This window comes from Halochromatium roseum (genome assembly GCF_016653315.1).
Taxonomy (GTDB): Bacteria; Pseudomonadota; Gammaproteobacteria; order Chromatiales; family Chromatiaceae; genus Lamprobacter; species Lamprobacter roseus.
The window spans coordinates 29,964-41,812 of the sequence record NZ_NHSH01000081.1; the positions used below are offsets into that span (position 1 = coordinate 29,964).

An 11,849-nucleotide genomic window follows, 5' to 3' on the forward strand; every position below is an offset into this window, starting at 1 on the left:
CAAGCACTCGCATGGCCCGCTGCAGGCGATGCCTATTCCTGATCCACGTCGTCAGCCGCCAACCCAATACCCACCAGCTCGGCGAATCACTTTAGGGCATAGCCGTCACCGGACGTTGTCTTTTCCTGCTGGTCCTCACTAGCGCTCGATCTGGATCAGACGCTCCATCTCAGCGATCTGTATTCGGCGCCCGTCGAGGGTGACAAAGCTACGTTGCGAGATATCACTGCGTTGCGCCTCATAATGCTCAACCTGGCCGCTGTAGACATTCACCACCTGCAGCTGAACGATCTCGCGCGCATGCTGCCAATCTTGAAACAGATAGAGTGCCGTGCCAACCAACATCAGGATCACCACCCCATAGGCGGCGAGCTTGACGGCACCTCGCGGCATCAGCGGCCCCAAGGCCGCTGAGCGCTGGGGAGATCGAGCACCCGGCTCAGCGCCGGACTCGACCCCCAGGCGCGGGCGCTCATCGTCATCAGCCCGCCAGCGGTTGCGGACGACTAGCCAGGCCACCAGAATGACGGTGGCGGTGAATAGGAGCTTGGTAAACATGGTCCGATTACGCTATCACGAGCACCAACGGAGCGTCATGCTAAAGCTGAGTCAGCGAACAACAACGCCTTGTCCGATCTCGGAGTCGCGGCTTAACATCCGCTGTTCGCTCGTTCCAGCTGAGTCCGCCATCCATCATCCTATGTCGTTGCCTCGGTCGTTGCTTCGCGCCTTGGTCATCGCGCTCGCCCTCATCGGCCTTTTGACGGGGTGCGACGAGCCGCCACAGCCGACGGTCAATCTGTACCGAGCAGTGCATTCCGGTGACCTAGATCAGATCAAGCGGCATCTGTTCTGGAAGACAGACATCAATCAGCCCGGTCCCGATGGCGATTATCCCCTGCATGTCGCTGTCAGCCAGGGTCGTGTCGTCATCGCGCGCGAGTTACTCAGCCATGGTGCACGCATCGATGCCCGCGATGCGCTCGGCCGCACGCCGCTGCATGTCGCACTAGCCAACGGCAAGATCCAGGCAGCACAGTTGCTGTTGGAACGGGGTGCTGACGATGACCTGCAGGCCTTGCTGCTGGACCTGGCCAACGCGCAGGCCCTCGACCGCGATAGCATCGAGCTGCTCTCGGCCCGTGGCGTCAATCTCAATGCCGCCAACTCCAAAGGCCAGACACCGCTGCATCTTGCCGTCGCTGCTGCTAATCTGAAGCTCGCCAAGCAGCTGATCAGCGCGGGCGCCAAGGTTAATCTGACCGACAGTAGCGGCAAAACCGCCCTCGACATCGCCGAGGAGCAAGGCGAGCCGACCCTGGTCACCCTGCTCGAACAGTATGGGGCTGAGCGCTGATGCTGAGATGCCAACCTATCTCAAGCACAGATTGGAGCAGATGCTGCAGCGCAGCCTGGCGCCAAGCAAAGCGCATCCGCCATCGCCGCGATGATCGGCGTGATGATCAGCGCCATGATCGACATAGCCATCAACGATCAGGCACAGCAGTGCTGGGATACCCCGTGCACTGACCACACTCGATAACCAGAGAACCAACGACAAGGAGCCCAGCATGGCCGAAAAGGTGGAAGATCTGACCGTGACCTACACCGAGGGAGACCTTGAGACGGTCAAGGAGCTTGATAAGGTCATCCTGTCCAAGGGCAGTTGGGCCACTGTGCTCTTTCGCTACCAAGACTGGGATCGGGCCAAGGAGGTCTACGGACCCGAACGTTACACCATCCGGCGCTACCAGAAGCGCGGTGGCGAGTACCGGCAGCAGTCAAAGTTCAACATCTCCAGCCGAGCCCAGGCGCAAGCACTGGTCGACGCGCTGCAGGGCTGGCTGACGAGCCCAGCTGAGTCTGATGGCGAACCGCGCTGAGACGCGGTTGATCCACTCCGCCTCAGGCGCATAGCGCAGCACCACCCCGGACAATGAATCGCGTGAGATTCACGTTAAACCGAAAAGGCTCCTTGAATGATCGATCTCTCCAATAAGGTCGCCCTGATCACCGGCGCCAGCCGCGGCCTCGGCGCCGGCCTTGCCGAACGTTTCCTCGAGCACGGCCTGCGGGTCGCGGTCTGCGCCCGAAGCCAGCCCAAGCTCGAAGGTGCCCCCGACAAGATCCTCAGCGTCGCTGCCGATGTCACCGACGCAGCGGCCATGCAACAGCTCTGTGATACGGCCGTCGCGCGCTTTGGTCACATTCATCTCTGGATCAACAATGCTGGGCTGCTAGCGCCCATCGGCCCACTGCGTGATAACGACCCTGCTGAATTCGCCCGCCATATCCAGGTCAACGTGGTCGGCGTGTTCAATGGCAGCCGCGCCTTCATTCGCCATCTGCGCCAGCGCGGCGGCGATGGGGTGCTGCTGAACATCAGCTCAGGTGCTGCACGCAATGCCTATGCTGGCTGGTCCGCCTACTGCGCCGGCAAGGCGGCCGTGGATCGGATGAGCGAGTCGATCGCGCTCGAAGAGGCCGACAGTGGACTGCGCGTACACGCGGTGGCGCCCGGCATTATCGACACCGACATGCAGGCAATGATCCGCAACTGCTCGCCGGAGCAGTTTCCTCGCGTGCAAAAATTCCTCGACCTCAAAGCCAACGAGGGCTTTAGCTCACCCGCCTTCATCGCTGATCGGCTGCTGGATCTCGCTTTTGATCCCCGCGCAGCCAAAGAGGCCGTCGCCATCAGCCTGCCGCTTGAGAAGGCTTAATCAGCGGTGGGCGATGCTAAACACCCTGATGACAGAGACTCGAGGATGACGACGATGTTGATCTGGTCACGCTTCTCGAATTTTTTCCGGCCGCTAGCGCTCGTGATACTGCTCTTTGCAGCCCTGTTTTTCATCTACTTTGCACTCTCACCGAGCATCGAGCTGCTACCCGGAGGGATGGATCTGCTTGTCGGACTCCTGTTTGCTCTCTTCATCCTCATCTTGCTCATCAGCCTCAGCAGTCAACACCGGCGGCGCTGAGTCCCCAGAAACGCGCATAAGCCAGACCAGATCAGGCAAGGCGCAAGGCCAGGCCAGGCAACAAGGTCAAGCAGCGGACATAAAAGCAGCGGACATAAAAAAGGGCCCGCCGAATCGCTTCAGCCGAGCCCTCAAGGCGTGACGATCGGCCGGCACAAGCCCGGCCCGACCACCGCCTTGAGCAGGAAACGACTACTGTGGCCGGTGCTTCAACGCCGCCTGTGCGGCTGCCAAGCGCGCAACCGGCACGCGCGGACCCGAGCAACTGACATAGTCGAGCCCCGCCTGGTCGCAGAACGAGATCGACGCCGGATGGCCACCATGCTCACCGCAGATGCCGACATGGAGATCGGCGCGCACACTGCGGCCCCAATCCACGGCCAGTTGCATCAGCTTGCCAACGCCCTTCTCGTCTAGGACCTCGAACGGATTGTCTTGCAGGACATTCGATTGGTTGTAGAGCGGCAGGAACTTGTTTTCGGCATCCTCGCGCGAGAATGAGAACACGGCCTGAGTCAGGTCATTAGTGCCGAAGGAGAAGAATTCGGCCTCGGCGGCCAAGGACTCGGCACGCATGCAGGCGCGCACCACCTCGATCATGGTACCGAACTTGAACTTGACCGGCTGGCCATGCTTGGCCTGCACCTCGGCATGGGCCTCATCGACATAGGCCTTCACGCGCTTCAGCTCCTGCACCGTACAGACCTGCGGCACCTTGATCTGCGGCTGGATGTCGATACCGGCCTGGGCACATTCGGCCGCCGCCTCCAGGATCGCGCGCACCTGCATCTTATAGATCTCTGGGAAGGAGATCCCTAAGCGCACACCGCGATGGCCAAGCATCGGGTTGGTCTCGTGCAGCGCACGCACCTTCTTCAGCATCGCCTCCTTCTTCGCGATCGCCTCCTCGACCATCATCGGATCCATCACCCGGCGCACCGCGTCGAACTCGTCGCGCGCCTTATCGGGCGTATGCAGCAGGCCCATCGAGCCGGCCAACGCGGTCATGCCACGGGTCGCGCCGGCGAGTGCCCGCAAATCGGCCAGGTCTTGCTCGAGCTGATGCTCATCCGGCAGGAACTCATGGATCGGCGGATCGAGCAGCCGAATGGTCACCGGATTCGGTGCCATCACCTCAAACAGCTCGCGGAAGTCCTGCCGCTGCAGCGGTAGCAAGGCCTCAAGCGCCTCATCGCGCTTTTCTGGGGTCTCCGCGACGATCATCTCGATCACCAACGGCAGACGATCGGTGGCGTTGAACATGCGCTCGGTGCGCGCTAAGCCGATACCGACCGCGCCATACTTGCGGGCGTTACGGGCATCCTCAGGGGTATCGGCGTTGGCCATCACCTTCAGCCGCGCGACCTCGTCGGCCCATTGCAGCAAGGTCGAGAGCTCAGGCGTGAAGTCAGGCTCGACGGTCGCGATCTCACCGAGATAGACGCGGCCTGAGGAGCCATCGATGGTGATGGTGTCGCCTTCTTTGAAGCTGGTCGCACCAACGATCGCCTCGCGCCGCGAAACATCGACACTGATGCCCTCAGCACCCGCAACACAGGGCTTGCCCATGCCGCGCGCCACCACCGCCGCATGCGAGGTCTTACCGCCGCGTGCGGTCAGGATGCCCTCGGAGGCGAAGAAGCCATGGATATCCTCAGGCTTGGTCTCCTCACGCACCAGGATCACCTTCTGGCCTAGTTCATGGCCGAGCTGATGGGCGCGATCGGCATCGAACACCGCAATACCGGCCGCGGCGCCCGGTGAGGCTGGCAGGCCTTGAGCGACCGGCTCCACCTTCGAGTTTGGGTCCAGACGCGGGAATAGCATCTGCTCTAGACTCAGCGGCTCGATACGCTGCAGCGCCTGTTCCTTGCTGATCAGGCCCTCTTGCTCCATCTCCACTGAGGTGCGCACCATGCCATGCGCGTTCATCTTGCCGTTGCGCGTTTGCAGGCAATAGAGCACACCGCGCTCAATGGTGAACTCGAAGTCTTGCACCTCGCGGTAATGCGTCTCGAGCTTCGCGCGCAGCTCGGCCAACTCCTCGGCCATCTGCGGCATCTCGACCGTCAGCCGATCGAGCGGCTTCGGGGTGCGGATACCGGCGACCACGTCCTCACCCTGGGCATTGATCAGGTACTCGCCGTAGAGCTTGTTCTCGCCCGTGCCGGGGTTACGGGTGAATCCGACCCCGGTGGCCGAGTCGTTACCGCGGTTGCCGAACACCATGGTGCAGATGTTCACCGCGGTGCCATTGGCCATCTCGGGCGTGATATGGAACTGGTTGCGGTAGTCAACCGCGCGGCGCCCCATCCAGCTGTTGAAGACCGCCTTGACCGCGATCTCGAGCTGAACCATGGGGTCAGAGGGGAACGGCTTGCCGGTGTGCTCCTCAACCACCTTTAAGAAGCGCTCACTCATCTCCTTGAGATCAGTCGCCGAGAGGTCGACGTCTTGCTTGGCGTGCGCGGCCTCCTTGACGATGTTGAACTCATGGTCGAAGGCCTCGTCAGAGACGCCGAGCGCCACCTTGCCGAACAGCTGGATGAAACGCCGATAAGAGTCGTAGCCAAAGCGCTCATCGCCAGTGGCCTTGATCTCGCCTTGCAGTGTTTCCGCGTTCAGGCCCAGGTTTAGGATGGTATCCATCATGCCCGGCATCGACATCGCCGAGCCCGAGCGCACCGAGACCAGCAGCGGATTATCAGGGTTACCGAAGCCCTTGCCGGTCTTACGCTCAAGCGCCGCCATCTGCGCCTGCACCTCATCCATCACGCCGGCCGGCAGTTGCCGATCAGGCGTCTCCAGATACGCCAGGCAGGCCTCGGTGGTGATGACGAAGCCGGGCGGGACGTTGAGGCCAATCTGCGTCATCTCACAGAGGTTGGCACCCTTGCCGCCGAGCAGCTTTTTGTTCTTGCCATCGCCTTCGTCGAAGGCAAATACCCATTTGGTCGTCTCGGTCATGTTTTCAGTCCTCGGGTTAGGGGAATGTGGAGGGTCGGGGTTATCAATGCTGTGTATTTGAACCAGCACAGCTGCAGTTGGGAAGTGTCCGAAATCAATTGGTCGCAGAGTAACATGCCATATTCTGATGTTGGATGACATAAGGGAGTCAGACACCATTGAAAAAATGATTTTACTCTGACCCCTTTGGAAAAAATTGCCTATCTTAAGCCTCTTCACCACCAGCGACAGCCTCCGATAGCCATTCACACAGACTTGCGCACAGACTGAGCCTGCAAGTCCTGATATTTTTCGTGCACTTTATCGCTCATCAGCGCTCATCAGCGCTCATCAGCCTTCATCAACAGGAACGGCTGTAGCAGCGTGAACCCCGACTCGGGGCCTCGAGCCGTTTATACTGCAGGCCTTCACTCCAGACCTGATCACCCTCGTCGTGCAACCAGGGCCGGCAAAGACATCGACACCGCATCAGCGCCACATCAAGACGCGCAGGATTCCCGCCATGTTGGACAAGACCTACGACCCCAAAACCATTGAAACCCTCTGGTATCAGCACTGGGAGCAAGCCGGCTGGTTTGCACCAGACCTAGGCGCTGGAGCCAAGTCCGATGTCCACGGCGGTGGCGGTGAGCGACGCGGTAACCGTGAACGCGGAAGTGAAGGTCGCGGCGAGACGAGCGTCGAGGGCCAAAGCGCCGCCGCGCCGCCCTTCTGCATCATGATCCCGCCGCCAAACGTCACCGGCAGCCTGCACATGGGCCACGGCTTCAACAACGCGATCATGGACGCACTGGTGCGCTACCACCGCATGCGCGGCGAGCCGACCCTCTGGCAGCCGGGCACCGACCACGCCGGCATCGCCACCCAGATGGTGGTCGAGCGCCAGCTTGAGGCGCAGGGTCAGAGCCGCCATGACCTTGGCCGCGAGGCCTTCATCGAGCGCATCTGGGAGTGGAAGGCCGAATCCGGCGGCACCATCACCCAGCAGCTGCGTCGGCTCGGCTCCTCGCTCGACTGGCGGCATGAGCGCTTCACCATGGACCAAGGGCTGTCCAAAGCCGTGATCGAGGTCTTCGTGCGGCTGTTCGAGGAGGGCTTGATCTACCGCGGCAAGCGGCTGGTGAACTGGGACCCGGTGCTGCACACCGCGATCTCGGATCTGGAGGTGATCGCCGAGGAAGAGGCCGGACACATGTGGGATCTCAAGTACCCACTGAGCAACGGCACCGGCGCGATGATCGTCTCTACCACTCGCCCGGAGACCATGCTCGGCGACTGCGCGGTGGCGGTGAACCCCGAGGATGAGCGCTACAGGCACCTGATCGGCGAGACCGTGGAGCTGCCGCTGACCGGGCGGCGCATCCCGATCATCGCCGATGAGCATGCCGACCCGGAACTCGGCACCGGCTGCGTGAAGATCACCCCGGCGCATGATTTCAATGACCATGCGGTCTGGCTACGTCATCGCGACGAGAGCCCGATCGCCGATCAGCCGCACGGCGGCCTGATCAATCTGTTCACCGTCGACGCCGCGATCCGCGCCAACACGCCCGAGGAAGGCGAGCTGATCCCGAGCGCCTATGTCGGTCTCGATCGCTATCAGGCGCGCGCGCGCATCCTCGCCGATCTCGAGGCGCAGGGGCTGCTGGTGCAGGAGCGCGATCACCGGCTGCCGGTGCCGCGCGGCGACCGCTCCGGGGCCGTGGTCGAACCCTACCTGACCGATCAGTGGTATGTACGCATCGAGCCGCTGGCCAAGCCCGCCATCGAAGCGGTCGAAAAGGGTCAGATCCGCTTCGTTCCGGACAACTGGAAGAACACCTATTTTGAATGGATGCGCAATATCCAAGACTGGTGCATCAGCCGCCAGCTCTGGTGGGGCCATCGCATCCCGGCCTGGTACGACGACCAAGGCAACATCTACGTCGGCCGCTCCGAGGACGAAGTGCGCGACAAGCACAGGCTGAGCGCGGATTACGCGCTGCGCCAAGACGAAGACATCCTCGACACCTGGTTCAGCTCCGCACTCTGGCCCTTTAGTACGCTCGGCTGGCCGCCTGAGCACACTGCCGAGCTAACGCAGAACAACCAGCAGAGACAGGGCAGCCAGCAGACGCAACACAGTCAGCAGGCACAGGACAGCCAGCAGGAGGCGAACAAGCAGCAAGAGCCGGGCGGCCAGCAGCAGACACAGCTCGACCGCCTTGCCACCTTCTACCCGACCTCGGTACTGGTCACCGGCTTCGACATCATCTTCTTCTGGGTCGCCCGGATGATCATGATGGGACTCAAGTTCATGGGCGATGTGCCGTTCCGCGACGTCTACATCCATGGCTTGGTGCGCGATGCCCAAGGCAATAAGATGTCGAAGTCCAAGGGCAACGTGCTTGACCCCATTGATCTGATCGACGGCATTGAGCTTGAGCCCCTGGTTGCCAAGCGCACCAAGGGCATGATGCAGCCGCAGCTCGCCGACAAGATTGCCAAGCAGACGCGCAAGGAATTCCCCCAGGGCATCCCCGCCTTCGGCACCGACGCACTGAGATTCACCTTCGCCGCGCTCGCCACCACCGGCCGCGACATCAAGCTCGACCTCGGCCGCGTCGAGGGCTATCGCAACTTCTGCAATAAGCTCTGGAATGCCTCACGCTATGTGCTGATGAACACCGAGGGGGAAGATTGCGGCAGCGGGTTGATCGCCGCCCCAGCGCTGGAGCTGAGCGCCGCCGACCGATGGATTCGGAGTCGCTTGAACAAGACTATCGGCGTGGTGCGTGAAGCGCTGGACGGCTACCGCTTCGACCTCGCCGCTCAGGCCATCTATGAATTCACCTGGAGCGAGTTCTGCGACTGGTATCTCGAACTCTGCAAGCCAGTCCTGACCAGCGAGACCGCTTCCGAGGCCGCCAAACGGGGAACCCGTTGGACCCTGGTGCAGACGCTTGAAGGTCTGTTACGCCTCACCCATCCCTTCATGCCTTTCATCACCGAGGAGATCTGGCAGAAGGTGCGGCCGCTGGCCGCCCTCCGCCATGTCGACAACAGCCATCGTGCCGATGGCACACAGGGCAGCGATCAACATGACGGCGGAACCCAGGTAGGGGCATCGGGAGGGGCATCGGGAGCCAGAGCGAGTAGCGCGCCGATCAGCACGACAGGCAGTTTCAAGCCTAGCGATCAGCACGAGACCATCATGCTCGCACCCTACCCGATCCCGGACAACGCCCTCGAGGATGTCGAGGCCGAGGCCGAAATCCGTTGGGTGCAACAGTTCATCCTCGGCGTGCGCCGCATCAAAGGTGAGATGAACATCGCACCCTCAAAACAGCTCCCGGTGCTGATCGCCAACGCCCATGAACGCGACCTGCAATGGCTCGAACAGGCCCGCCCCTATCTCGACTTCCTCGCCCGCACCGAGTCGATCCGCTTGCTCGATGACGAAACCGAAGCGCCCGAATCCGCCATTGCCTTGGTCGGCGCAATGAAGATCCTGATCCCGATGGCCGGTCTGATCGACAAGGACGCCGAACTCAAGCGGCTCGACAAAGAGATCGCCAAACTCAAGGCCGACATCGAGCGCATCGAGGGCAAGCTCGCCAATCCTAACTTCGTCGACAAGGCCCCGGCGGCGGTGGTCGACAAGGAACGCGAGCGCGTCGCCGAGCAACAGGCCGCGCTTGATAACCTGAGCCAGCAGCGGGAGCGGATCGCGGCGTTGTGAGTGCACGCCCGCTCCGAGGTGCCACCGATCTCACCGGCGGCAGCGCCTTGAATATCAAGGCCGAGTCCTAGCGTCTGGGGAATTCTCCGAGGCAGATAGCCGCGCCCTGCTGTCCGAGCACACCCAAGTCACCAAGGGGCATGCAGCCGATTCAGGGCACCACCCGCCAGACCAGCCGCTCAAAACCCAGCGCGACGATGGCGAAGGCATGCAGCTGTTGCAGACCATGGCGCTCGCGCAAGGTAGCGCCATAGGCGCGCACCTGCACTTCGGCCTCATCGAGCTTGGCGGCCACCGCTGGCCGTTCGACTAGCGCCTCGCGCGCTTCGGCCCGCGCCTGCTCGCCAGTCAGACCGAGGTCTTTCAAGCTCAGGTACTTGAATTCGAGCAGCAGATCCAAGGCGGCAAAGCGGCGCATCTCCGGGCGCAGGATCAACGCCAGATCAGCATAACCGCGCTCGGTCTCGAGCTCGGAGACGACCAGGTAGAGCCGATCCTCGAACAGCAGGGTCAGGAAGGCGAACTTGACCAACAGCTCGTTGCTCCAGCGATAGTCACGATTGGAGAGCACGGCGAAATAACGTTGCTCGATGAAGTCGCACAGCGGCGCCAGATCGGCCCGCAGATAGAACGCCTCGGCGGCTTGCTGTCCCTGCGCGCGTCCCTGTTCAGCGGGTAGCCAGCGCGCGCGCAGGCGCTCGACATAGAGCGCGCGAGTGACCAAGTTGGGGATGCGCAGCTTGAGTTTGCCGAGTAGGCCTTCGCCAGCCAGGGTGAGGATGCCGAAGAAGTACAGCAGCGAGGCCATGAACGGCTGATCCTTGACCGCGGCAAGCACGTCGGCGACACCGAAGCGCTGAACCAGCTCAGGGATGGTCACGCGGTCATCGCCGCTCAGGGCGTCGATCAACAAGGCTTCGCCACCCGGCAATTGGGCGATATAGATCAGCTTGTTGCGATCCATGGCCAGGTTTTCATCGAGCAGACGACGGGGCGCGTGGCCCTGCGTGGCGAGCGCCTTGAAAAAGTACAGGCTCAGAGTCGGGTTGTAGAGGCTCTCGCTGGCCTCTTCGCTGAAACGATAGCCGTTGTAGGCGGTGCGCATAGTTTGTAGCGCCTGATCGGGTGACGTCTGATCGGGCCATCCGTCGCCGCCCTGTCCGACCTGCCCGCCCTCCTCGGCCTGCCCGGCCAGTTGTTGCAAGACGGCGACGACTTCAGGCTCGGTGAAGCCGCAGAGGTCGTTGAACTGGGGCAGCAAGTAGATGTCTTCGCCGACGTTGTAACCTCTGGTCATGTCGCTAAGGACAATGGGTGAGACGCCAGTGATGAAGACCCGGTCCAGTCCCATGCCGCCGGCGGCGGCCTTGACGGCTTTGAGGACAGTCTTGAGCAGTCCCTCGCCGTAGAGCAAGACCTCATAGCGCGACTGGCTACCGTCGCGCCGGGCCATCAAGACCTCGTTGGCGAAGTTGTCGTATTCGTCGATCAGGAGGTAGAGCTTATGCGGGGTTTGCTGCACCGCGACGAGCAGGGAGCGCCAGGAGGACAGGGCGTTGTCGGGATGGATCTCGATCGGGCTTGGCAACTGCTCGCGGTAGTGCGCGATAAAGGCCTTGACGCAGTCGTTGAGATGATCATGCACGGCCCGTTCGATATCGCCGACCTCGCCATGCGCGGGCACCAGTGAGAAGTCCCACTTCATAATGTAGAACTGGTTGTGCAGCGGGGTCGGCGCCCGGCCGATGGCGAGATCACCGAACAGCACCTCAAACTCATCGGCGCGCTTGAGATCGTAGTAGTGCTCGAGCATCGACAGCAGCAGGCTCTTGCCGAAGCGCCGTGGGCGCAGAAAGATCAGCTGACGGCCGGCGGCCTCGAGCTGCGCGATGCGGTCACTGCGATCCTGGTACCAGTAGCCGTCCCGTCGCAGGGTGCCGAAGTCGCTCAAGCCGTAAGGGAATTGCATCGGAAGACCTGCTCCTAAAAACCTAAACAAAGTTGCTCATGGTGGTTTTTCGGTGATTCGCTCTCCGTTGATAGCGCCCTGGCGGGCGAGCAACTGGAGTCCGGGTTGGGCAGTCTCAACCGGAGGCGCTCAGTCCGCGCTTGCAGGATCGCCTTCACCTGTCGATACGGCGTGAACCGCTCGATGTCCGGATCGGTTAACCGTGCCA

The 11,849-nt window shown here is 61.9% G+C and carries 8 protein-coding genes and 1 pseudogene; 5 read left to right on the forward strand and 4 right to left on the reverse strand.

All coding sequences use genetic code 11. The features are described 5' to 3' along the window. Positions 1-138: 138 nt before the first annotated feature. Positions 139-558, reverse strand: a complete 420-nt coding sequence (locus CCR96_RS22695; protein ID WP_201224054.1) for a hypothetical protein — start codon at positions 556-558, stop codon at positions 139-141. 142 nt (positions 559-700) lie between these two features. Here CCR96_RS22695 and CCR96_RS22700 point away from each other — a divergent pair, with 142 nt between their 5' ends. The 4 genes from CCR96_RS22700 to CCR96_RS22715 all read left to right on the forward strand — a co-directional run bounded on the left by CCR96_RS22700 (position 701) and on the right by CCR96_RS22715 (position 2,984). After that, positions 701-1,357 carry an ankyrin repeat domain-containing protein gene (locus CCR96_RS22700; protein WP_242519311.1) on the forward strand — a complete coding sequence of 219 codons (657 nt, stop codon included), beginning with the start codon at positions 701-703 and terminating at the stop codon, positions 1,355-1,357. Between the two features lie 214 nt (positions 1,358-1,571). Further along, the gene (locus CCR96_RS22705) at positions 1,572-1,883 is read left to right on the forward strand and encodes a hypothetical protein (protein WP_201224056.1); all 312 of its coding nucleotides are present in this window, start codon (positions 1,572-1,574) and stop codon (positions 1,881-1,883) included. Positions 1,884-1,979: 96 nt separating this feature from the next. Further along, complete coding sequence (locus tag CCR96_RS22710) at positions 1,980-2,723, forward strand: SDR family oxidoreductase (protein ID WP_201224058.1); 744 nt, start codon at positions 1,980-1,982, stop codon at positions 2,721-2,723. A gap of 54 nt (positions 2,724-2,777) precedes the next feature. Further along, positions 2,778-2,984 carry a hypothetical protein gene (locus tag CCR96_RS22715; protein WP_201224060.1) on the forward strand — a complete coding sequence of 69 codons (207 nt, stop codon included), beginning with the start codon at positions 2,778-2,780 and terminating at the stop codon, positions 2,982-2,984. Positions 2,985-3,176: 192 nt separating this feature from the next. Here the strand turns inward: CCR96_RS22715 and ppdK are convergent, their stop codons facing one another. Continuing rightward, positions 3,177-5,951, reverse strand: a complete 2,775-nt coding sequence (gene ppdK, locus CCR96_RS22720) for a pyruvate, phosphate dikinase (protein WP_201224068.1) — start codon at positions 5,949-5,951, stop codon at positions 3,177-3,179. 502 nt (positions 5,952-6,453) lie between these two features. Between ppdK and CCR96_RS24900 the strand changes: the two genes are divergently transcribed. Then, positions 6,454-9,672 carry a valine--tRNA ligase gene (locus tag CCR96_RS24900; protein WP_242519312.1) on the forward strand — a complete coding sequence of 1,073 codons (3,219 nt, stop codon included), beginning with the start codon at positions 6,454-6,456 and terminating at the stop codon, positions 9,670-9,672. Positions 9,673-9,823: 151 nt separating this feature from the next. Here CCR96_RS24900 and CCR96_RS22740 read toward each other — a convergent pair whose 3' ends face one another. Both CCR96_RS22740 and CCR96_RS24270 read right to left on the reverse strand, forming a co-directional pair. Next, entirely contained in the window at positions 9,824-11,641 is a 1,818-nt protein-coding gene (locus CCR96_RS22740) for an AAA family ATPase (protein ID WP_201224075.1), read from the reverse strand. Between the two features lie 14 nt (positions 11,642-11,655). Beyond that, positions 11,656-11,849: pseudogene (locus CCR96_RS24270) on the reverse strand (RNA-guided endonuclease TnpB family protein); the annotation flags it as partial.